Genomic DNA, 21,909 nt, shown 5'->3' on the forward strand with positions numbered 1-21,909 from the left:
CTACGTCTACCTCGGGACCGTCACGGTCGCAGCCCTCACGATCTGGCTCCGCACCTGATCCAAGAAACAGAACCTAGTTCGGCTGTCAGCTGGGAGATCTCGGCCCGTAGGTGACTGCGGAGCTTCGAGTCCAGGCTGGAGAGCGGCTCGTCCATCAGGAACACCGACGGCCGACGGGAGATCGCCCGGCCCATCGCGACCCGCTGGCGCTCACCGCCCGAGAGCTGCCCCGGAAGGCGGTCGAGCAGGTCCTCGATGCCCAGCATCCGGGCCGTCGCCTCCACCCGCGGTTCGTGGTCACCGCGGGGGTCGCGCAGCTTCAGCGGGAAACCGATGTTGGCCCGCCCCGTCATGTTCGGATACAGCGCGAAGTTCTGGAACACCATCGCGATGTCCCGCTCGCTCGGCGGCACGTGGTTGGCGTACTCGCCGTCCAGGTACAGCCCGCCCTCGGTGATGTCCTCCAGGCCCGCGATCATCCGCAGGACGGTCGACTTGCCGCAGCCCGAGGGCCCCAACAGGACCAGGAACTCTCCTGGCTCGACGGTGAGGGAGACACCGTCGACGGCATGGGCGTCCCTCTCGTATCTCTTGCTGACGTCACGCAACTCGATGGTTCGACTCACAACGATCCGCCCGGAGCTGGGAATGGTGGAGGAGAGGGGAGTGGGGGAGACGTGGGGGAGACATGCCAGAAGCTAGCCCACGTCACTGTGAGGAATGATCAAGAGAGCCCGCACCGGCCGCTACCACTCCGCGAGTGAGCCGTCGTCCCGCCGCCAGACGGGGTTGCGCCAGCGGTGGCCGGTCTCGGCGGCGCGCTCCACGGCCTTCTCGTCGACCTCGATGCCCAGGCCCGTTCCGGTCAGCAGCGCCACATGGCCGTCCTCGTAGTGGAAGACCGACCGGTCCGTGAGGTAGTCGAGCAGGTCGGAGCCGGTGTTGTAGTGGATGCCCAGGCTCTGCTCCTGGATGAGCAGATTCGGCGTCGCGAAGCCCACCTGGAGGCATGCGGCGAGCGCGATCGGGCCCAGCGGGCAGTGCGGGGCCAGAGAGACGTCGTACGCCTCCGCCATGGCTGCGATACGGCGCACCTCGGATATGCCGCCGGCGTGGGACAGGTCGGGCTGCGCTACGGCGATGCCCGCGCCCAGTACCTTCTTGAAGTCCCAGCGGGAGTAAAGGCGTTCGCCAGTCGCGATCGGAATGCTGGTCGACTGCACGATGTCACCGATGTGGTCGCTCATCTCGGGGACGAGCGGCTCCTCGACGAAGAACGGCAGATAGGGCTCCAGGAGCGGCAGCACCCGGCGCGCCATGGGGACGGTGAGTCGACCGTGGAAGTCGACCGCGATGTCGAAGTCGTCGCCCACCGCCTCCCGGGTGCTCGCGACCCGCTCCACGATGCCGTGGACGGCCTCGGGCGTGTCGATCAGGCGCAGCTGCGCCGAGGCGTTCATCTTGATCGCGGTGAAACCCTGCTCCTTGCGTTCGACGGCCGCCTCGGCGACGTCGGTGGGGCGGTCGCCGCCGATCCAGCTGTAGACGCGGGCGCGGTCGCGGACGTTGCCGCCGAGCAGCTGCCACACGGGCACGCCCAGTGCCTTGCCGCTGATGTCCCACAGCGCCTGGTCGATGCCGGCGACGGCGCTGGAGAGCACAGGGCCACCGCGGTAGAAGCCGCCCTTGGTGAGCACCTGCCAGTGGTCCTCGATGCGCAGCGGGTCCTTGCCCACGAGGTAGTCGGCCAGTTCGTCGACAGCGGCGGCGACGGTGTGCGCCCGGCCTTCGATGACGGGCTCCCCCCAGCCGGTGATGCCCTCGTCCGTGTCGATGCGCAGGAAGCACCAGCGCGGAGCGACGAGGTAGGTGCGCAGGGACGTGATCTTCATCGGGTTTCCTTCTCCGGTCGGGTCTCTTCGTTCACTTCGACTCCTTCTTGACAGTCCAGCCGCCGTCCACGGTGAGGCTGGTCCCCGTGATGTAGGTGGCGTCGCCGGAGGCCAGGAAGGCGACGGCGGCGGCCACTTCCTCGGGCCGGCCGAGCCGGCCCAGGGCGGTGGCGCGGGCGGACAGCTCGCGGTCCTCCTCGGCCACCTCGTTCCACACCTCGGTGAGGATCGGGCCGGGCAGGACGGAGTTGAAGCGGACCTCCGGGCCGTACTCCACGGCGAGCTGGCGGATGAGCGCGCAGGTGCCGCCCTTGGCGGCGGCGTAGGCCGGATACCCGGGCAGGCCGAAGTGCGCGTGCACGCTGGAGGTGGCGATCAGGCTGCCGCGCCCTGCGCGCAGATCGTCGAGGAAGGTGAGGGTGGCGAGGTAGAGGGCCTTGAGGTTGACCGACATTTCGCGGTCCCATATTTCGATGGGGAGTTCGTGCGCGGCGGCGTCGGTGTGGACGAAGGCGTTGCTGTGGAGGATGCTCACCGGGCCGAAGTGCGCGTGGGCCTGCTCGCGCAGGGCGGCCCACTGCTCCTGGGAGGAGACGTCGCAGTGTACGAAGACGGCCCGGCCGCCGTCGGCCCGGATGCTCGCGGCCACGTTCTCGCCCGCTTGGTCGGCGATGTCGGCGAGCACGACCGCCGCGCCCTCGGCGGCCAGGCGCACGGCGCTCGCGGCGCCGATCCCGGAGGCCGCGCCGGTCACGACGGCGATGTGACCTGAGAGACGGTTCATAGGTGGATTCCTCTGGGGTGTACGGGTCGGGCGGAGGGTCTAGTGCTTCCGGTCACAGCACTAGCGGCTGACGTCCTGGGCGGTGAGCAGTCCCAGCTCGCCGCGGCGCGGTAGCCCCTCCCAGTCGCCGGGTACGGAGACGGCGAACGCGCCGCATGTGGCTGCCAGGTGGAGCCGCTCGGCGAGGGAGGCGCCGTCCAGGAGCCCGGCCAGGTACCCGGAGACGAAGGCGTCCCCGGCCCCGATGGGGTCCACGCAGGTGACGGGCACCACGGGCTGGACGAGCGCCTCGTTCCCGTCGTCCGCCAAGGCCCCCTGAGCGCCGAGCTTGAGCACGGCTTGTGCGGGCCCGAGCCCGGTCAACTCCCGTGCCATGTCGGCGGGTTCCATCTCCGGTACCAGGAGAGACGCTTCCTCCGGGCCTGCGAAGACGACGTCCGCGTACGGCACCAGGGCGGCCAGCGTCTGCGCCGCCTCGCTCCGGCTCCACAGCTGAGCGCGGTAGTTGATGTCCAGAGAGACGGTCACCCCGGCCTCCTTGGCGATCCGCACGGCGCGCTCGACCGCCGCCCGCGCGCTCTCGCCCAGGGCGGGGGTGATGCCGGTGACATGGAGGATCCGCGCCCGGGTGATCTGCTGCTCGTCGAGGTCCTCGGGCGAAAGGCGGGAGCCCGCGAAGCCTTTGCGGTAGTACGCGACACGGACGCGGTCGGCGGTGCGGCGCTCCCGCAGCATGAGGCCCGTGGGCGCGTCCGGGTCGACGCGGACGTGGGTCACGTCCACGCCCTCGGCCCGCAGACCGGCCTGGATCATCGTCCCTGCGGAGTCGTCGCCGACCCTCCCGGTCCAGGCCGCGCTGTGGCCCAGGCGGCTGACCCCGATGGCGACGGTCGCCTCGGCGCCCGCGAACCCCATCCGCAGGGCCGCACCTCGGTCCAGCGGCCCCGGCTGGGAGGCGGCCACGACCGCCATGGCCTCGCCGAGGGTGACCAGCGCTGTCATCGGCGTATCGCCTCGATCAGCCGCGCGGCCCGGTCCTGGAGGGCCGAGAGTGCGCCGCTCTCGCAGGCGTCGCCGATGAGGGGACCGCCCATGCCGAGCGCGGTGGCGCCTGCGGCGAGATAGGCGGGCGCTTCGTCGAGACCGATGCCGCCGGTCGGCACCAGCGGGACGTCCGGGAGCGGCGCTCGCACGGCCCGCAGATACTCCGGTCCGCCGATGGAGGCGGGGAAGAGTTTCACCATGGTGGCACCGGCCCGCCACGCGGAGAGGATCTCGGTGGGCGTCAACGCGCCCGCTATCACCGGCACATGGAGCTTGCGCGCTTCCTCGATGACGTCGAGGCAGGTCGCGGGAGTGATGAGGTAGCCGGCTCCGGCCTCCACCGCGCGCTGGGCGTCGGCGGGTGTCGTGACCGTGCCGGCGCCCAGGGTGAGCCCGGCGGGGGCGTTCGCCGCGTACTCGCGCAGCGCGTCCAGAACGCCCGGCGTGGTCAGGGTGAACTCGACCGCGCGGATGCCCGCGAACCGAAGGACGTCGGCCACTTCGGGGAACCGGTCGGCACGGGACGCCCTCAGGATGGCGATGACAGGGGCGGCGTCGAGGGCGACGTGCAGTTCAGTCGCATCGGTCACGACGGCCTCCGGAGGACGGGGGTGGCGGGTGCTTCCATGGAGGGGAACTCCCTTGCTCGGCATCGTGGGTGGTGGGCTTCTCAGAGGGGGCGGGGTGCAGGGTGCACGGGGCGTGCTCGCCCTGCTGCCTGGCCGTGCGCTCGCCCCCTCACACGGCGAGGAACTCGGCGTCATCGAACGGCGTCACCGGCAGCCCCCTGACCCCCGGGCGGCATACGAACAGCCTTCCGGCGTCGGGTTCGGCGCGCAGCCGGTCCTCGTCGAGCCCCTGAGACGCGGTGGTGATGACCAGGATGTCCAGCTCCGGCCCGGCGAAGGTGCAGCTGGTGACGTGGGAGGCGGGGACGGCGACACGGGCGCACAGGGTGCCGTCCGGCTCGTACGCCCGGACCTCGGCACCTCCCCACACCGCGACCCAGATCCGGCCGCCCGCGTCCACGGTCAGCCCGTCGGGCACGCCCCGGTCGAGTGTCACGAAGGGGCGGCGACCGGTGAGTGCCCCGGTGCCGGGATCGTGGTCGAAGACGTCGACGCGGCCCGTAGGGCTGTCCGCGTAGTAGAGCAGCCGACCGTCCGGACTCCAGCCCAGGCCGTTGGAGATGGTCACGGAGCCGAGGAGGGTTTCGAGCCCGCCGGGGCCGAGGCGGTAGAGCGCGCCTGCGCCCGGCGTCGCGTCGTACGCCATCGTCCCGGCGAGCAGCCGCCCTCGGGGGTCGCACTTGGCGTCGTTCATCCGCCGCCGCACCCCGTCTCCAGGGATGTCGGGCACGGCGATCTCCACGGGCGTGCGGTGGCCGTCGAGCCGAAGGAATGAGGTTCCGGCTGCCGCGAGCAGTGCGCCCGACACGCAGGGGACGACGGCCCCGACGGGGCGGTCCAGTCGCATGGTCTCGTACGGCACGAGATAGGGGAGCCCCGAGCCGTAGCCCCGCAGACCCAGCGAGGCACGGTGGATGAGCCCCTCGGTGATGTCGACCCACAGCAGCTCCTCCCGCCGGTCGTCCCACACCGGCCCTTCCGTCAGGTGCCCTGGCGGGGGCGCGCAGGGGGCGGCGCTCAAGCGCAGCATGTGACCTCCTCGTTCGGTGGCACCGCTTCAGTGGAGCGGCGAGAAGACGAAGGAAAACTCGGTGGGTTCGGCCTGCAGGTGGTACTGCGGCAGAGGGCCCGTGCCACAGGACGCGGTGCCGATGCCGTGCAGGCCGTGGTCGAGGTTGACCCATACGGTGTCGCCCGGTGTGAGGTCGGTGAGGTGGGTGGCCTCGTCCAGTTGCTCGGTCGTCCAGCGCCGGGCGCTGAGGAAGAACTCCGGGTCGCCCTCGATGCGCAGCCCGCCGATCTCCGCCCAGCGGACGTCGGCTCGCGCGCCGTTCTCCTGGGGGTGGACGTACGGCGTCTGCAGGGCGTCGACGGTGGACTCGTGGCGGCCGATCCTGGAGGCCGACTTGGTGTCCGGGTATCCCTCGCCGGGGCCGCCGCCGAACCAGCGCACCGCAGTGGCTGAGGCGAGCCCGAACCGGACGCCGAGGCGGGGCAGTGGCACCGGCCACTCGCCGTCGGGCCGCACGGACACGGTCAGCCGCAGGCGGTCGCCGTCGGATGTCCAGCGGTACACCGTGGTGAGGCCGAACTCCCAGGCGGCCGGCGCCACCCGGGTCCGTACGGTCAGGGCGTCCTCGCCGGGCTCGACGGAGTCCCGCCGGTGCTGCATGCGGTGCAGGCCGTAGTCGCGCCACACCGTGGCGTTGCGGATGCCGGTCTGCCAGTCCGCGCCGTCGTCGTTGTCGGTGGTTGCCCGCCACACGTCCAGCCGCAGACCGCTGACCTCGACCCCGCCGATGGCCGTCAGGGCACCGGTACGCGCGTCGAAGGAGGCCGGGCCGAGCGTGACCACGCCGTCGCCCGTGACGGGCTGAGCGGTCGGGTTGATGGTTGGCAACGGCCTTGTGGTCAAGGGGAATTGGCCCCAAGCGATCTCGTGGCCTTTGGGCGCCCATCCCGTGTCGGCCGCCAGTACCGCACGTACCGTCCATTGCGTCTCGTCGGCGTCGTGGCCGGCGGGCGGCGGAGGCAGCTTCACGTCGGCCGACTCGCCGGGTGCGAGCGCCGGCACGGATAGCGGGCCGGTCTCGACCGTCTCGCCGTCCACTTGGTAGGACCACTCGAAGGTCAGCGCGGACAGGTCGGCGAAGTCGTAACCGTTGGTGATCCCTACGGTGCCGGCCGGGCTGTCGCCTCCGATCCGGACGGGCTCGATGACCTTCTTGAACTCCACCAGGCCCGGGGAGGGCTGCCGGTCGGGGAAGACCAGGCCGTCGCAGACGAAGTTCCCGTCGTGCAGTTCCTCGCCGAAGTCACCGCCGTAGGCGTAGCCCAGCTCGGGGTGCTTGATGCCGTGGTCGATCCACTCCCAGATGAACCCGCCCTGCAGCCGGTCGTACGTCTCGAACAGCCGCTGGTAGTCGGCGATCCCGCCGGGGCCGTTGCCCATGGCGTGGCCGTACTCGCAGAGAATGAAGGGGAGTTCGCGGCGCTTGTGGGCGCCGCCGTCCAGCTCTTTGCCGATTCTCTCGACCTCGGCGTGCCCGGGGTACATCCGCGAGTACATGTCCGTGTCACGGCAGTTCCAGTCGCCCTCGTAGTGCACGAGCCGCGAGGAGTCCCGGCCGTGGATCCACTCGGCCATCGCGGTCAGGCCGCGTCCGGTGCCGGCTTCGTTGCCCAGCGACCAGATGACCACGGACGGGTGGTTCTTGTCGCGTTCGACCATGCGGGCGGCGCGGTCGAGGAGGGCGGGGGTCCAGCGGTCGTCGTCGACGGGGTTGTCGCGCCAGGCCTGCTCGATGAAGCCGTGGGTCTCCAGGTCGGCCTCGTCGATGACCCACAGGCCGTACTCGTCGCACAGGTCGAGGAAGGCCGGGTGCGGCGGGTAGTGCGCGGTGCGCACCGCGTTGAGGTTGTGCCGCTTCATCAGCAGCACGTCCTCGCGCATGGTCTCCAGGTCGAGGGCGCGCCCCGTCTCGGGGTGCCACTCGTGGCGGTTGACGCCCTTGAAGAGCACTGCCTTGCCGTTGATCTTGATCAGGCCGTCGGCCAGCTCCACCGTGCGGAAGCCGATGCGCAGCGGGACGCGCTCGCCTTCGGTGACCAGCTCTCCGTCGTACAGCTTCGGCATCTCGGCCGACCAGGGCTGGACCGCTACCGTGACCGCCTCCCCCGTTGCGGCATCGATGCCCAGGGCGGGCACGGTCACCCGCCCGTCGACGTCGGAGTCGACGCGCAGGGTGCCCTCGCCGGTGCCGTGGTCGTAGGGGGCGTGCACGAAGAAGTCGCCGACGCCGCCCTCGGGTCGGTGCAGCAGTGTCACGTCACGGAAGATGCCGGGCAGCCACCACTGGTCCTGGTCCTCCAGGTACGAGCCCGCGGACCACTGGTGGACGCGGACGGCGAGTACGTTGCCGCTCGGCTTGAGCAGGTGCCCGACGGTGAACTCGTGCGGCAGGCGGGAGCCCTTGAACCCGCCGATGTCCGTGCCGTTCAGCCAGACGCGGGCGCAGGACTCGACGCCGTCGAAGCGGATCGTCGCGCCTCCGTCGGCCGGCCAGTTGTCGGGCAGGTCGAAGACGCGCAGGTGGTCGCCGGTCGGGTTCTCGGTAGGCACCCGGGGCGGGTCGACCGGGAACGGGTAGCGGTAGTTGGTGTAGATCGGCAGGCCGAAGGCGCCGTCGCCCTGGAGCACCCAGTGGCCCGGGACCGTGACCTCGGCCCAGGTGGCCGGATCGAATCCGGGCTCGGCGAACGAGCCGTCCTCGGCATCGGCGGTCGGTGATACGCGCAGACGCCAACGCCCGTTCAATGACATGGAGTTCGCGTCCGAGGACGCATACCAGGCGCGGGGAGCCAGGGCCCCGCGGCCGGGGGATACGTCCTCGACGTAGTCGTCTCTCATCCCTTGACAGCTCCCTGCATGATCCCGCCGACGATCTGCCGGCCGAGTGCGACGAACACCAGCAGCACCGGGAGGGTGCCGAGCAGGGTGCCGGCCATGATGATCGACTGGTCCGGCACGTAGCCGGAACCGAGGTTGTTGATGGCGACCTGGACGGTCGGGTTGTGGCTGGTCAGGACCACGATCGGCCAGAAGAAGTCGTTCCAGGAGGCCATGAAGGTGAGCATCCCGAGCACCGCCATCGCCGGGCGCGCGGTGGGCAGGACGATGGAGAAGAAGATCCGTAGGCTGGAGGCGCCGTCCATCCGCCCCGCCTCGATCAGTTCGTCGGGCAGCGCGGTGATCAGGTACTGGCGCATGAAGAAGACGCCGAATGCGGTGACCAGCGTCGGGAAGATGACCGCCGGCAGGGTGTCGCCCCAGCCGAGCTCGGAGATCAGCAGGAACAGCGGGACGATGCCCAGCTGGTAGGGCACCATCATCGTCCCGATGGTCAGGCCCAGCAGGATGTTGCGGCCGCGGAAGCGCAGTTTGGCGAACGCGAAGCCGGCAAGCGTCGAGAACAGGACCGTGCCCAGGGTCACGGTGCTCGCGACGATCGTGGAGTTGAGCAGGGCCTTGCCCATGTCGACGTTGTCGAGCGCGGCCTGGAAGTTCTTCAGCAGGTTGCCGCCGGGCAGCCAGTTCGGCGGCAGCTGGTTGATCTCGGTGTTCGAGGTCGAGGCGGCCAGGATCGTCCAGTAGAACGGGAAGACCGAGATCAGCAGGAAGACGGCCAGGATCACATAGGTGAGCCAGGTCGCGTGCATCTGCCGCCCCGCCGCGGATCGGCGTCGCTTCGGGTCACGCTTGGCGGCGCGGTGCGCCCCAGGACTGGGAGTCGTCATGACAGCCCTCCGCTAGTTCGCGGACCGCGCGCGGCGGGCCAGCAGGGTGTTGATCGCCACGAAGACGACGATGAGCAGGAACATGGCCCAGGCGACGGCGGCGGCCCGGCCCAGGTGCTGGTCGGTGAATCCGCGCTCGAAGAAGTACATAGCCAGGGTCTGGTACTGGTTGTCGGCGCCGCCCTGTTCCGGACTGCCGCCGCCGCCGAAGAGCATCGGCTCGCCGAACAGCTGGCTGGCGCCGATCGTGGAGACGATCACGGTGAACACGATCGTCGGGCGCAGGCCCGGGATGGTCACGTTCCAGAACTGCTGCCAGCGGCTCGCGCCGTCCATGGCGGCGCTCTCGTAGAGGTCCTGGGGGATGGCCTGCATGGCCGCCAGGTAGATCAGGGCGTTGTAGCCGGTCCAGCGCCAGATGACGATCACCGAGATGGCGATCTGCGCCGGCCACTTGCTGTTGGTGAAGTCGATGTTGTCGACGCCGACGAAGGACAACAGCCAGTTGATGAACCCGTAGTCGCGGCCGAACAGCTGCGCGAAGACGATGGCCGAGGCGGCGACCGAGGTCGCGTACGGGGTCAGGACCGCGATGCGGAAGAAGGTCCGGCCGCGCAGCTTGTAGTTCAGGATGTGGGCCAGGCCCAGGGCGATCAGCAGCTGCGGAACCGTGGAGATGACGCCGATGGTGAAGGTGTTGGTGAAGGCGTTCCAGAAGTGCGAGTCGCTCAGCAGGTCGGTGAAGTTCTTCAGGCCCAGCCAGGTCATCTGGTCGGGGTTCGACAGCTCCACCCGGTGCAGTGACATCCAGGCGGTCCAGATCAGCGGGTACAGGCCGAACGCCGCGAACAGGATGAAGAACGGGGAGATGAACGCGTAGGGGGACAGCTTCAGGTCCCAGCGCGCGCGTCTGGTGCGCCACGTGTCGGCGCGCTGTCTCGGCGGCGCCTTCTTGGTGGGGCTGGTGCGTGCGGTGATAGCCATGTGCCTCAGTCCTGGCTTTCGAGTGGGGAGCAGGTGCGGGGCCGGTCCGCTCTCGCGCCCCGAGGGCGGACCGGCCCGTGCGGGATCGGATCAGCCGGTGGTGGCGGCCTTGATGTCGGCCATCGACTTGGACCACGAGTCCTCGGGGGACTGGCCCTGCGCCTCGACCCGGGTGATGCCCTTGGCGATCAGGTCCCTCATGACGCCGTCCTTGACGCCGATGATCGCCTGCGGGGTGCCGGCCGCGGCCTCGGAGTAGATCTGGCCGAGCGGCGAGTCGCCGAAGTACTTGTCGGTGGTCGCAGCGATCGCCGGGTCCTTGGCCGCCGTCTGCGACGACGGGAAGGCCTGCCGCTGGGTGAACATCTTGACCTGCTGCGCCGGGGCGGTCAGCCAGCTGATGAGGTCGTAGGCCTCCTTCTGGTGCTTGCTCGCCTTCGGGATCGAGAAGTACGAGCCGCCCCAGTTGCCGGCGCCGCCGGGGATCTTGGCGACGCCCCACTTGCCGCTCATGGTGTCGGCCTGGCTCTTGATGTAGCCGAGCATCCACGCGGGGCAGGCGATGGTCGCGAACGAGCCGGTGCTGAAGGACTGGTTCCAGGCGGGGCTGAACTGGGAGAGCTTGGCGCTCAGGCCCTGGGTGCTCAGCTGCATGGTGGTGTCCCAGGCGTTCTTGATCGCCGGACTGGAGTCCACGACCACGTTGCCGGAGGCGTCGTAGTACTGGTTGGCCGACTGGCCCACGATCGCGTTGTACATGCCGCTGCCGGAGTCGGCCCACGCCTGGTTCGCCGGGGCCTTCGCCTTGTACTGCAGACCGGTCTTGATGTAGCCGGCCCAGTCCGGCCACAGCGCGGAGACCGCGGCGCTGTCGGTCGGCAGGCCGGCTTCCTTGAACAGGTCGGTGCGGTAGCACATGGCCAGCGGCCCGTAGTCGGTACCCAGGCCCAGGACCTTGCCGTCGGCGGTGGTGGCGGAGGCCCACTTGGCGGGGTAGAAGGTGTCCTTCAGGTTTGTCGCGCCCAGGGTGTTCAGGTCGACGAACTTGTCAGACAGGTTCTTGGTCACATCGGAGATCCGGCCGACCTCGATGCCCTGGACGTCGCTCAGGCCGGACCCGGAGGCCAGTCGCGTCAGGAGCGCCGGGTAGTACTGGCTGTCGTTCTGGACACTGTCCTCGACGATCTTGATGTTCGGGTGCTGCTTCATGTACTCGTCGTAGAGCCCGGCCTCCTTGTAGCCGAACGTCCCGAAGACCCCGACCTTGAGGGTGATCTGGCCTCCGCCGGCGGCGCCCTCGTCCGAGGTGCCGCTGCAGGCGGTGAGGAGCAGGGTGCCCGTCACGAGGGCGGCGACCGCGGCGGCCGTCTTTCTGTGTGCGCTGAGCATGGTTTCGATTCCTCCTGGGGTCACCGCGAAGCGCGGTGGGATGGGGTGGGAGTGCCGGTGAGGAGTGGTCTTGGGTACCGGTCCGGCCAGGAAAATTGAAAGCGCTTGCAATGGGCTAGAGCGTGCACTTCGCCGCATCGGAGGTCAAGGGTTCGACATCGGATCGCTGCCTGGCGATACACGGTTGGCAATGCTCTGAGCAGGCAGGTTGATGGCAGGTGCCCAATGTGCCATCGGCTTCGGGCGCGCGGTCAGTTCGCGCGGATCTCGATTCGGGGCCGGTTTCCAGCTTGTGCGGCTGGGCTCACACGGTCCCCAACCGACGCCCATGGGACACGGACGACGGCAGCTTGTGGTTCGTGATGTCAGGCGGAGGCGCGCACCACGAGTTCGGCGGGCAGGATCACGGGGAAGTCGGCGGCTTCACCCTTTATCTGCACGTTCAGGAGCCTCGCCAGGGCGCCGCCGAGCTCTTCCACCGGCTGTCGCACCGTGGTGAGGGGCGGGTCGGTGTGGGGGGCGAGGGAGGAGTCGTCGAAGCCGACCACCGCGACGTCCTCGGGAACGCGGCGGCCCGCCTCGCGCAGGGCGCGCAGTGCGCCGATCGCCATGATGTCGGAGGCCGCGAACACGGCGTCGAGGTCGGGCGTCCTGGCCAGCAGGCCGGCCATGGCCTGCTGTGCGCCCTCCTGGCCCAGGCCGCCGTCGGCGATCAGCGCGTGGAGCGGGCGCACGCCCGCGGCCTGCAGGGCGTCCCGGTAGCCCCTGAGGCGGTCGATGCCCGAGGCCATGTCCTGGCGTGCGGTGATGGTCGCGATCTGCCGGCGTCCGGTGGCCAGGAGGTGAGCGACGGCCTGTTCGGCGCCGCCGCGGTTGTCCACGTCGACGTAGGGGATATCCGGGTCGCCCAGGGGGCGCCCGCCGACGACGACGGGTACGCCGGCGGTCAGCAGGGTGCCGGGCAGGGGGTCCAGCCCGTGCAGGGAGACGAGGATGGCGCCGTCGACGTGGCCGCCGAGGAGGTAGCTCTCCAGGTGCTCGCGCTCCTCGGCGCCCTGGGCCATCAGCAGCATGAGCTGTTGGCGGGAGGGTGAGAGAGCGCGGGTGATGCCCCTGGTCAGCGCGGCGAAGAACGGCTCGGCGGACATGTGGGGTTCGCTCTCGCTGACGACGAGCGCGATGGTGTCGGTGCGCTGCGTCGCGAGCGAGCGGGCCGCGCGGTGGGGCGTGTACCCGGTCTGCTGGATGGCGCTCTCGACGGCGGCGCGGACCTCGGGCCGCACGTGCTGGTAGCCGTTGATGACCCGGGAGACGGTTGACGCGGACACGCCTGCCACGGCCGCGACGTCGTCCATCGTCAGCCGGGGCGTTCCGGACCGTTCTCGCTCCGCGCTCAAGGCTTCTTCCCCGCCAGTCCGTTGCGTTCGATGACCTCGGCATACCACCGGGCGCTGTCCTTGAGCAGCCGCCGCCCCGAAGGGTAGTCGACGTGCACGATGCCGAAACGCGCCGAGTAGCCCTCGGTCCACTCGAAATTGTCGAGCAGGGACCACTGGAAGTAGCCGCGCAGGTCGACGCCGTCGTCTATCGCCTCCCGGGCCGCTCGCAGGTGCCGGTCCAGGTAGTCGATGCGCTGGGGGTCGTGGACATCGCCCTCGGGGTCGGGGTTGTCGATGTAGGCGGCGCCGTTCTCGAGAACGACCAGCGGTGGCGCCGGGTAGTTGCGCTGTATCCGCAGCAGCGTGTCCCGCAGGCCGTTCTGGTCCACTTCCCAGCCCAGGGCGGTGGTCTCCCTGCCGCGGGTGACGAACCTCGCGTCCTCGGCGCCCGGCCACGCGGACGGCTCGCTCCTCTCGCCGCCGCCGGCGACGACCAGGGGGTTGTAGTAGTTGACGCCGAGCAGATCGAGCGGGGCGGAGATGCTCTTCAGGTCGCCGGCCCGGATGTGGCTCAGGTCGCAGACCTGCTCCAGGTCGGTCAGGACGTCGTCGGGGTAGCGGCCGAGCAGCAGGGCTTCGAGGAAGGAGCGGTTCAGCAGTCCGTCCACCCGGCGGGCGGCGTCGGCGTCGGCGGGCGAGTCACTCGCCGGGGCGACGGGCATGAGGTTGAGCGCGATGCCGAGCCGGTTGCTGTCGTCGTGGGCGCGCATCGCCTCCACGGCCAGGCCGTGCCCGAGGAGCAGGTGATGGGCGGCGCGGACCCCGGCTGTGCGGTCCTGCACGCCCGGCGCGTTCGTGCCCGACCCGTAGCCCAGGTAGGCGCAGTTCCACGGCTCGTTGAGGGTCAGCCAGTTCCCCACCCGGTCCTTCAGGGCCGCGTACACCGTCTGCGCGTAGTCGGCGAACCGGTGGGCGGTGTCCCGGCCGGCCCAGCCGCCCAGGTCCTCGATCGACTGGGGCAGGTCCCAGTGGTAGAGCGTGATCCACGGTTCGATGCCACGGCCGAGGAGTTCGTCGACCAGGCGCTGGTAGAAGTCCAGGCCCTTGGGGTTGACCTGGCCGTCGGGGTAGATCCGCGGCCAGGAGATCGAGAATCGGTACGCCTTGACCCCGAGGCCGGCCATCAGAGCCACGTCCTCGGCGAACCGGTGGTAGTGGTCGGTCGCGATGTCGCCGGTGTCACCGTTGCGGATCTTGCCCGGGGTGTGGCTGTACGTGTCCCAGATGGAGGGCGCGCGGCCGTCCTCGGTGACCGCCCCTTCGATCTGGTAGGCGGCCGTCGCCGTGCCCCAGATGAAGCCGGGCGGGAACAAGAGCGGTCCGGCCTGCTGAGCGATAGCGGGTTCCCGTGCTGTCACCACTGTCCCTTTCGCGGTCACTGCAACCGGTCATCCGGCTGAAGCTTTGATTGCGCTTGCAAGAAAGCTGCCACCAGCGTCCCCCCAGGTCAACATCCCGTTACCAGAAGGCAACAAAGAAGAGCGGACATAATGGCCATTAAGTGGCTGGATTGGAGTGTCAGGTGGGCCAGAGGCGCTGGGGCCGCTCTCAAGTCGTACGCCAGGGGCGCGGTTCCAAGCCGAGGGTGATCGTCCGCGATCAGAGCACAAGGGGCCCTGCTCGTGACGGCCGCCAGGCGGCTCATGACACGCCGGGGTCGAGATGATCGGCCGGACGCCGCCCCCCTTTGGAGGGGAGGGTTGGTCTGCACTGGGTTGCTGACCTGGGCATTTGTGGCATCGCGCAAGCGTCTTGCGTCGAGCTCTCGCAGCAGCGGGCCGGGATGCTGCGGGCGCTTCTCGTCGCTGACGTTGCCGGGAAGTTACCGCTGGCTTTCGTCCGGAAGGTTGACGCCGTTACCCCGAGATGTCATCTTCACGTCGTTGCGAGCGCTTGCAATTCTTGAGCTCGCACTGAGCTCGGCAGTGGCACCGGAGCCGGCGAGGCCCGTCGGGCAGGTTCTGCGGCGGCACAAGCTGGACCGACGCCTCAGTCTTCGGCGAACCCCAACTCACCGGACCGCCCTGCTGATCCGCCCCGCCCTGGTCCCTGTGCCCCGGGCGGGTCTTCCCCCACCGGAGGTAGTCCCCACCCGGAGGACCCTCCACAGCAGATGCTCCAAGGAGGTAGTAGATGCGAAGACTCATATGCCGGCGCTCCGCCGCGATTGGCCTGATCACCGCAGCCTGCCTGGTCGCCGGCCTCGGCACCAGCCAGGCAAAGTCGGCGGACTCACAGCCCAAGCGCGGCCACGGCAAGGCGGTGGCCCAGAACTCCGCGAGCAACGCGAGCGGTCCGAACACCTGGGGCAGCGTCCCCATCGGAGGCGGTGGCTACGTCACCGGCATGGTCGCCCACCCGGCCGAGAAGGACCTGGTCTACACCCGCACCGACGTCGGCGGCGCCTACCGCTGGAACGCCGGTGACCAGAGCTGGACGCCGATCACCGACTCGATCAAGGCCGACGACCGCGACCTGTACCGCATCGAATCGCTGGCCGTCGCCCCCACCGAGCCCGGCACCGTCTACCTGGCGGCCGGCAGCGGCTGGGACGGCAACAGCTCCATCATGAAGTCCACCGACCGCGGCAACACCTGGACCACCACCCGGCTGGGCATCGTCATCAATGGCAACGCCGGCGGCGACGACGACCCCTCCCGCAGCTCCGGCGAGCGCCTCGCGGTCGACCCCGGCACGTCAGGCGTCGTCTACTTCGGCTCCCGCAACAATGGGCTGTGGCGCAGCGGCGACGCGGGTGCCACCTGGGCCAGGGACACCCGCCTGTCCGTCGCCGGCACACCCGGCCGCGGTGTGGTGTTCACGCTGTTCGCGCGTACCAACGAGGCGGCCGGCGCTCCCACCCGGACCGTCTACGCCGCGGTGTACGACGACGGCATGTACCGCAGCACCGACGCGGGCGCGACCTGGTCGCGGATGGCGGGCAGCCCGGTTCAGCCGAACCGCGCGGCGCTGGTCTCCAACGGCGACCTGTACGTCACGCACAAGACCGGTATCGCCAAGTTCTCCGGCGGGACCTGGAACAACGTGACGCCGCCGTCGGCCGCCCAGTACAACGCGATCAGCGTGGACCCGGCGAATCCGTCCCACGTCGTCACGATCGCGGCCAACGGCAACGGCACCGCCAGCCCGTTCTACAACCCGATCTTCCGCTCCACCGACGGTGCGGCCACGTGGACCCAGGTGCAGTACAAGCGGAACAACACGGTCCCGTGGTGGCCGGACTTCCACTGGTCGGCGAGCACGGCCAGCGTCACCATCGACCCGTTCCGCCCCGGCCGGGTCTGGTACACCGACTGGTACGGCGTCTGGAAGACCGACGACATCACGGTCTCCCCGTCCACCTGGACCAACTTCGAGAAGGGGCACGAGGAGGCCGTAGTCGTCTCCAACATCACCTCGCCCCCCTCGGGGGACGTCTTCCTGCACAGCGGGGTCGCCGACAACGGCGGCTACGACCACACCTCGCTGACCGACTTCCCGGCCTACAGCCACCGCACCGACACGTGGCCGGGCACCAACCAGCCCAGGGCTGCCCTGCCCGGGACCACCACCGGCATCGACTTCTCCGAAGCCGACCCGAAGTTCCTCGTGCGCGTCGGCCGGCAAGGAAACTCCGGCAACACCCCGATCGGCGGCTACTCCACCGACGCCGGCAAGACCTACACCAAGTTCAACAACCTGCCCGAGGCCGCCGGCCGGGTCGCGGTCTCGGCCGCCTCCGACCGCATCGTCTGGGCGGCGCAGGGCACCGGCGACGGCAAGGTCCGCTACTCCACCAACCGCGGAACCAGCTGGACGCTCTCGGCGGGCGCCCCGAGCGGGCTGATCCCCACCGACGCGAACTGGACCGGCTGCCAGCCGCTGGCCTCCGACCGCGTGGACGGCAACAAGTTCTACATCTACAAGGCGGGCAAGTTCTACCGCAGCACCAACGGCGGCGCCACCTTCACCGACACCGGCGCCAGCGGCCTGCCCAGCGTCGAGTGCGGCTACTTCGAGGAGTTCAAGGTCGCCGCCGCCCCCGGCATCAACGGCGAGGTGTGGATCAACTTCGGCTGGAACGGCATCTACCGCTCCACCGACTCCGGCGCCACCTTCACCAAGGTGAACGGCATCACCGCCGCCCGCGTGTTCGGCTTCGGCAAGGGCCCCAAGCCCAACTCGCCGAGCCCGGCCGCGCCGCCCTCCACCTACCTGCACGGCATCGTGGGCGGGGTGGACGGCATCTTCCGCTCCGACGACCTCGGTGCCACCTGGACGAGAATCAACACCACCGAGGCGATCGGAGCCCGGCTCAAGGACATGACCGGCGACCGGCAGGTCTTCGGCCGCGCCTACATCGCCACCGACGGCCGCGGCATCTACTACGGCGCGCCGGCCGGCGCGCCGAACAACGGGCCGCAGGGCACGATTACCGGTCCTGGTGGCAAGTGCGTCGACGTGCTCGGCGACGACAACGGGACCGCCGGTGCCCCGGTCGTGCTCTGGGACTGCCTGAGCTCGGCCAAGGACCAGCAGTGGACCCACCGCGCCGACGGCACCCTGCGCACCCTGGGCCGCTGCCTGGACATCGACCGCAACGAAACCGCGCCGGGCACCCCGGTCCAGCTGTGGGACTGCAACGGCGGCGGTAACCAGGTCTGGGCCCAGCAGGCGGACGGCTCCCTGCGCAACCCCCGGTCGGGCCTGTGCCTGGACGCCCCCGGCGGCAACACCGCCAACGGAACCCGCCTGCAGATCTGGCACTGCAACGGCCTCGCACCCCAGAAGTTCTTCGTCAACGGCGGCGCCCCCATCATCGGTCCCGGTGGCAAGTGTGTCGACGTGGCCGGCGACGACAACGGGACCGCCGGTGCCCCGGTCATGCTCTGGGACTGCCTGAGCACTGCCAAGGACATGTACTGGACCCACCGCGCCGACGGCACCCTGCGCACCCTGGGCCGCTGCCTGGACATCGACGGCAACAGCACCGCGCCGGGCGCCTTGGTCCAGCTGTGGGACTGCAACGGTGCCGGCGGCCAGGTCTGGGCCCAGCAGGCGGACGGCTCCCTGCGCAACCCCCAGTCGGGCCTGTGCCTGGACGCCCCCGGCGGCAACACCGCCAACGGAACCCGCCTGCAGACCTGGCACTGCAACGGCCTCGCAGCCCAGAAGTTCCAGCTCCAGTGAACCCGACCCTGCAGTACCGGTCGATCAACTAACACCCACCCCCTAGACGCGAGGCCCGCCGGCGAAGCCTGACAGCCGCCGGCGGGCCTCGCCATCCCAGCGGGCAGCCCAACCCCGCAGCCTGCACGACATGCCGAACACCGGATCCGGGACGGTGACCGAGATGCTGACTGGCGCCGGACAGACCCGGCCCGCAGGCCCCACGGCGGGGGCCGGATCAGGTCCCACCCGCCCCAGTCGTCAACACCGATCCGACCTGCGCTTCAGAAGGAGCTCGAGGCGCTCGTGCAGATGATGGACGAGTACAGGGCCATGCCGTTCCCGAATGGGTTCCGCGGCCTGGACATCGAAGACCAGGACATGGTCATGCTCGACGCGGACACCGCTGGCTACGTCTATCGCGTCCTCGAGGGTCCCCTCCCCGAAGCGTCTCGAGGACGCTTGATCAGGTTGGTGGGGGTGTTCGAGAAGGTGCTTCCGGCAATCAGGAACGAGTACGCGAGCAAGTTCTACACGCAGGCACGCGACGTGGCCGCGCTGGCCGCCGAGATCGAAGCCATGCGCGACAAGTAGTCCTCTGGCGCGGAACGTTCGCCAGGCTGGCGGTCGTGGCGGTCGTGGCGGTCGTGGCGCTCGTGGTGGTTGGGTGTGCGGTGACGTTCGATCCGACCGAGGGTCTGCCCGTTGAGCCAGATCCGTTGACCGTACAGACCTGCACCGAGCCGCCACCCTGGCGGTCGCAAGGCGGCCAATGGCCCGTGTAGTTGGTCAAGGGCCGCACCTGCCGCGGTGAGCTGGGGAAGATCGCCAGCACGGAGAACCTGCTGGAGGAACGCCTCGCCGGCTGCGCGCCCGCGAGAGCGCGCCGCATCCCGAGCCCGCCGACGGCAAGTGCAAGCGCCGTGAGCGGACTGCGGGCCCAGCGTGGTCCACGTGGGCCCGCGAGAACGGCTACGAGGTTGCCGGACCGGGGTCAGTGGCCATGAGACGTACTTCCGTCCTTTGTCGGCTCGGCGGGTGCCTTGGCCGGGGGGTCCTGCTCAACGGGAGCCTGGTCCGGCTTTGCGGGGGTCCCGGTCGTGGAGCCCTGGTCGTGGCTGTGGCCATCGGAGCTGATGGTGCCGGCGAGGGCGGTCATGCCCAGCCAGGCAAGGGCCGAGACGATGACGACGACGGCCGCGAACGGGCTGACGAGGTGCCGCCAGCGGCCCTTGGAGTCCTTGGCGACGAACGCGACGTACGACATGAGCAGGCCGATGGGGGTCATCCAGGCGCTGCGCTCGGGGAACTGCTCAAAGTGCTGGATGCCGCCGCCGACCAGGCCGACACCGAAGGACAGCAGCAGGGAGAACACGACCAGCGAGACCGCCTGGCTCAGCGCCGGACGCTCGTCGGCCAGCACGAACTCGTTGACGATGGTGCCGAGGAGGAACACGACGGCGCCGACGACGCAGATGATCGCGTACAGCGACGGATTGATCGGGTAGTGGACGACGGCGCCGGCGATGAGGGCGGCGCCCATGAAGTAGAGCATCTGGCCGCTGTAGCGAGCCGGGAGTGCCTTCTTGTCGAAGGGGGCGCGGCGCGTTTTCGGGGCGGGAGTCTGGTGGCGCTCGGGTTCGAGAACGGTGGTCATCCGGGTAAGGCCTTTCAGATCTTGGCGGGTGAGAGCAGGCAGAAGCCACGCCGGCACCAGTGGTGCGGCGTCACGCTGGTGCTGCTCTCAGCAGCGCAGGATCGAAAGTCGGTGCAGGCACGGTGGGTCGCCGGTGCGGCTGATCCAGGCGTGCGTGCGTGCTGCCCATCGGCGGAGGATGCGGTTGGAGCCCCCACGTCTGACGACGAACGTGAACAGGACAGCGACGATGCACAGCAGTGCCAGGCAGCTCTCTCCGACTCCGCCGTGGTCGCAGGGGGATTCGCCGCCCGGGCTGACCGGTGTTCGGGTGGCGTCCCCGGAGGCGACGTCAGAGTGAGCGTGCTGAGCCTTGTCCCCTGTGTCGATGAGCGGGAACGCGGCGGTGTGCCCGCTGTGGTCTTGCTGGTGTGAGGCCAGGACGTGCATCGCGAAGATGGCAAGTACCACCGCGAGGAGCGTTGCCCGCAGCAACGCTCCCGTGTGATGGTCGCGACGGACCTTGCCTGAGATCACAGCTCCACGACCATGGGAGGGCTTGGTAGCGGGCAAGCCAACAGGGGCGTCCCGACCTGGACTGGGAGGAAAGTAGCACCAGGTGGGGATGTGTCTGCGAGGCGTCTCACGGGGTGGGCACAGGATCCGGCGGCCATGTCGATCGGCATGTGTGCCGGCTTACGCCGCCGGCGTCGCCGCGGCCAGCTCCTCCGGGCGGGCCCGGGGACCGGCCTGGTCGGCGGGTGCCTGAGCCTTCGGAAGGAACGGTCCGGTGAGCGCGGTGGTGAACAGCGCCATCACGACCATCATGGTGAACATCCGGCTGTCCAGGACGCCGAGGCTGACGCCGGCGTTCAGGATGATCAGTTCGGTGAGGCCTCGCGTGTTCATCAGGATGCCGAGGGTGCCGGCCTCCCTCCACGGCAAGCCGGCCAGTCTGCCGGGAATTGAAGCGCCGAGCAGTTTGCCGGCGGAGGCGACGATGATGATGGCGACCAGTTCGAGCAGATCACGTCCGGACAGTGCGCCGATGTCGACGTTCAGTCCGGTGACGATGAAAAAGACCGGCAGCAGCACCAGGCTTATCCCACCAAACGGCCGTTTTACTCCTTCGCTGAGCACGCCGCGCGACTCTCTCGGCATGACGAAGCCGAAGGCGAACGCGCCGAATATCGCGTGAACGCCGATCAAAGTCGTCGCGTAGGAAGACAGGAACAGCCCGGCGACGAGTACCACGATGAACTGTGGTGGCATTCGGTCGCGGACCCAGCGGCGTACGAGGAATGACAGAAGCGGGCGCACGACGAGCAGCATCGCCGTGACGTAGAGCGCGGCCAGTATCACTGTTTGCGCGAAATCCCCGGAACCGCCGGACGCGGTGACGATGGCCCCCACCAGGGCGAGTAAACACCAGGCGAGGACATCGTCGATGGCAGCACTGGCCAGTGCCAGTGCGCCTACGCGCGTTCCCATCATCCCGTGTTCGGTCAGTATTCGGGCCAGCACGGGGAAAGCGGTGATCGACATCGCCGCGCCCATGAACAGCGCGAACGCCGTGAAGGAAATGTGCTTTCCGTTCACGCTGTCGTGCCGGTCGTACAGCAGCGCCGCGAGCCCGACGGCCAGGACGAAGGGGACCACGACCGAGGCGATCGAGACCGCTGCCGTGGTCCCGTGCCGGCCCTGCAGTAACCTTTTGTCGAATTCCCAGCCGATGCCGAACATGAAGACGAGCAGCCCGAGATGGGCTATGGCCGACAGGTACGGTCGCACCTCGCTCGGGAAGATGCGGGAAGGGAGATCTCCGGGCAGCAGGCCGAGGAGACTCGGCCCCAAGGCGATACCGGCGATGATTTCCCCGACGACGGGCGGCTGGCGTACGTATCGGACCAGCCGGCCCAGGATCGATCCGGCGACGAGAATGATGGCGATGTCAGCCATCGTGATGGCGATGATCAGGTCTGCACTCCGAGCAGAGACATCCGCCATGATCGGCCCTCCGTACATTCGGAGATGTGCAACTGCGCCGCGATCTCGCCGAGCGTGTCGCCCTGGGAGAGCTGTTCGAGGACGGAGAGGCCGGAGCCGCAGGTGAGGAAACGACCTCACCTGCGGCTCCGGCGATTCG

General features: G+C 69.4%; 16 protein-coding genes and 1 pseudogene. 2 read left to right on the forward strand and 15 right to left on the reverse strand.

Annotated features, from left to right (window positions below; translation table 11 throughout):
- Nucleotides 1–71 precede the first annotated feature (71 nt).
- From MTF69_RS00005 to MTF69_RS00060, 12 genes and pseudogenes are all read right to left on the reverse strand, one after another.
- A pseudogene (locus tag MTF69_RS00005) lies at nt 72–626 on the reverse strand (ABC transporter ATP-binding protein); the annotation flags it as partial.
- Between the two features lie 120 nt (nt 627–746).
- A complete protein-coding gene (dgoD, locus tag MTF69_RS00010) occupies nt 747–1,892 on the reverse strand; it encodes a galactonate dehydratase (protein WP_243329308.1) in 1,146 nt (381 codons plus the stop codon).
- Between the two features lie 31 nt (nt 1,893–1,923).
- A complete protein-coding gene (locus tag MTF69_RS00015) occupies nt 1,924–2,676 on the reverse strand; it encodes an SDR family NAD(P)-dependent oxidoreductase (protein WP_243329310.1) in 753 nt (250 codons plus the stop codon).
- Between the two features lie 60 nt (nt 2,677–2,736).
- Nucleotides 2,737–3,678 carry a sugar kinase gene (locus MTF69_RS00020; protein ID WP_243329312.1) on the reverse strand — a complete coding sequence of 314 codons (942 nt, stop codon included), beginning with the start codon at nt 3,676–3,678 and terminating at the stop codon, nt 2,737–2,739.
- Nucleotides 3,675–4,310: a bifunctional 4-hydroxy-2-oxoglutarate aldolase/2-dehydro-3-deoxy-phosphogluconate aldolase gene (locus MTF69_RS00025; RefSeq protein WP_243329313.1), complete on the reverse strand. Its 636-nt coding sequence runs from the start codon at nt 4,308–4,310 to the stop codon at nt 3,675–3,677. The genes MTF69_RS00020 and MTF69_RS00025 overlap by 4 nt, the downstream gene beginning before the upstream one ends.
- Nucleotides 4,311–4,458: 148 nt before the next feature.
- Nucleotides 4,459–5,379, reverse strand: coding sequence for an SMP-30/gluconolactonase/LRE family protein (locus MTF69_RS00030; protein WP_243329316.1), 921 nt, complete (start codon nt 5,377–5,379; stop codon nt 4,459–4,461).
- 27 nt (nt 5,380–5,406) lie between these two features.
- A complete protein-coding gene (locus MTF69_RS00035) occupies nt 5,407–8,259 on the reverse strand; it encodes a glycoside hydrolase family 2 TIM barrel-domain containing protein (RefSeq protein WP_243329318.1) in 2,853 nt (950 codons plus the stop codon).
- Nucleotides 8,256–9,146 carry a carbohydrate ABC transporter permease gene (locus tag MTF69_RS00040; RefSeq protein WP_243329320.1) on the reverse strand — a complete coding sequence of 297 codons (891 nt, stop codon included), beginning with the start codon at nt 9,144–9,146 and terminating at the stop codon, nt 8,256–8,258. The genes MTF69_RS00035 and MTF69_RS00040 overlap by 4 nt, the downstream gene beginning before the upstream one ends.
- Before the next feature lie 12 nt (nt 9,147–9,158).
- On the reverse strand, nt 9,159–10,130 hold the full coding sequence (locus tag MTF69_RS00045) for a carbohydrate ABC transporter permease (RefSeq protein ID WP_243329322.1): 972 nt from the start codon (nt 10,128–10,130) through the stop codon (nt 9,159–9,161).
- Between the two features lie 90 nt (nt 10,131–10,220).
- The gene (locus MTF69_RS00050; protein ID WP_243329324.1) at nt 10,221–11,519 is read right to left on the reverse strand and encodes an ABC transporter substrate-binding protein; all 1,299 of its coding nucleotides are present in this window, start codon (nt 11,517–11,519) and stop codon (nt 10,221–10,223) included.
- 365 nt (nt 11,520–11,884) lie between these two features.
- Nucleotides 11,885–12,916 carry a LacI family DNA-binding transcriptional regulator gene (locus tag MTF69_RS00055; protein ID WP_243329326.1) on the reverse strand — a complete coding sequence of 344 codons (1,032 nt, stop codon included), beginning with the start codon at nt 12,914–12,916 and terminating at the stop codon, nt 11,885–11,887.
- Nucleotides 12,913–14,319 (reverse strand): GH1 family beta-glucosidase, encoded by a 1,407-nt coding sequence (locus tag MTF69_RS00060; RefSeq protein WP_243329328.1) that lies wholly within the window; start codon nt 14,317–14,319, stop codon nt 12,913–12,915. Before MTF69_RS00060 ends, MTF69_RS00055 begins: the two co-directional genes overlap by 4 nt.
- Before the next feature lie 772 nt (nt 14,320–15,091).
- Between MTF69_RS00060 and MTF69_RS00065 the strand changes: the two genes are divergently transcribed.
- A complete protein-coding gene (locus MTF69_RS00065) occupies nt 15,092–18,148 on the forward strand; it encodes a ricin-type beta-trefoil lectin domain protein (protein WP_243329330.1) in 3,057 nt (1,018 codons plus the stop codon).
- A 291-nt stretch (nt 18,149–18,439) separates the two neighbouring features.
- Nucleotides 18,440–18,721, forward strand: a complete 282-nt coding sequence (locus MTF69_RS00070; RefSeq protein WP_243330389.1) for a hypothetical protein — start codon at nt 18,440–18,442, stop codon at nt 18,719–18,721.
- A 400-nt stretch (nt 18,722–19,121) separates the two neighbouring features.
- Here MTF69_RS00070 and MTF69_RS00075 read toward each other — a convergent pair whose 3' ends face one another.
- From MTF69_RS00075 to MTF69_RS00085, 3 genes are all read right to left on the reverse strand, one after another.
- Nucleotides 19,122–19,784 (reverse strand): hypothetical protein, encoded by a 663-nt coding sequence (locus tag MTF69_RS00075; RefSeq protein WP_243329332.1) that lies wholly within the window; start codon nt 19,782–19,784, stop codon nt 19,122–19,124.
- A gap of 87 nt (nt 19,785–19,871) precedes the next feature.
- Entirely contained in the window at nt 19,872–20,300 is a 429-nt protein-coding gene (locus MTF69_RS00080) for a DUF6153 family protein (RefSeq protein WP_243329334.1), read from the reverse strand.
- Nucleotides 20,301–20,459: 159 nt separating this feature from the next.
- Nucleotides 20,460–21,770, reverse strand: a complete 1,311-nt coding sequence (locus MTF69_RS00085) for a cation:proton antiporter (RefSeq protein ID WP_243329336.1) — start codon at nt 21,768–21,770, stop codon at nt 20,460–20,462.
- Nucleotides 21,771–21,909 lie beyond the last annotated feature (139 nt).

It is taken from the genome of Streptomyces sp. AP-93 (genome assembly GCF_022808175.1).
GTDB lineage: Bacteria > Actinomycetota > Actinomycetes > Streptomycetales > Streptomycetaceae > Streptomyces.

What these genes read in the sequence shown, in the direction of transcription:
- MTF69_RS00050 (WP_243329324.1), bottom strand. Translation starts at nt 11,519, where the DNA reads ATGCTCAGCGCACACAGAAAGACGGCCGCCGCGGTCGCCGCCCTCGTG.
- MTF69_RS00065 (WP_243329330.1), top strand. Translation starts at nt 15,092, where the DNA reads ATGCGAAGACTCATATGCCGGCGCTCCGCCGCGATTGGCCTGATCACC.
- MTF69_RS00040 (WP_243329320.1), bottom strand. Translation starts at nt 9,146, where the DNA reads ATGACGACTCCCAGTCCTGGGGCGCACCGCGCCGCCAAGCGTGACCCG.
- MTF69_RS00020 (WP_243329312.1), bottom strand. Translation starts at nt 3,678, where the DNA reads ATGACAGCGCTGGTCACCCTCGGCGAGGCCATGGCGGTCGTGGCCGCC.
- MTF69_RS00070 (WP_243330389.1), top strand. Translation starts at nt 18,440, where the DNA reads ATGATGGACGAGTACAGGGCCATGCCGTTCCCGAATGGGTTCCGCGGC.
- MTF69_RS00085 (WP_243329336.1), bottom strand. Translation starts at nt 21,770, where the DNA reads ATGGCGGATGTCTCTGCTCGGAGTGCAGACCTGATCATCGCCATCACG.
- MTF69_RS00015 (WP_243329310.1), bottom strand. Translation starts at nt 2,676, where the DNA reads ATGAACCGTCTCTCAGGTCACATCGCCGTCGTGACCGGCGCGGCCTCC.
- MTF69_RS00030 (WP_243329316.1), bottom strand. Translation starts at nt 5,379, where the DNA reads ATGCTGCGCTTGAGCGCCGCCCCCTGCGCGCCCCCGCCAGGGCACCTG.
- dgoD (WP_243329308.1), bottom strand. Translation starts at nt 1,892, where the DNA reads ATGAAGATCACGTCCCTGCGCACCTACCTCGTCGCTCCGCGCTGGTGC.
- MTF69_RS00075 (WP_243329332.1), bottom strand. Translation starts at nt 19,784, where the DNA reads ATGACCACCGTTCTCGAACCCGAGCGCCACCAGACTCCCGCCCCGAAA.
- MTF69_RS00045 (WP_243329322.1), bottom strand. Translation starts at nt 10,130, where the DNA reads ATGGCTATCACCGCACGCACCAGCCCCACCAAGAAGGCGCCGCCGAGA.
- MTF69_RS00035 (WP_243329318.1), bottom strand. Translation starts at nt 8,259, where the DNA reads ATGAGAGACGACTACGTCGAGGACGTATCCCCCGGCCGCGGGGCCCTG.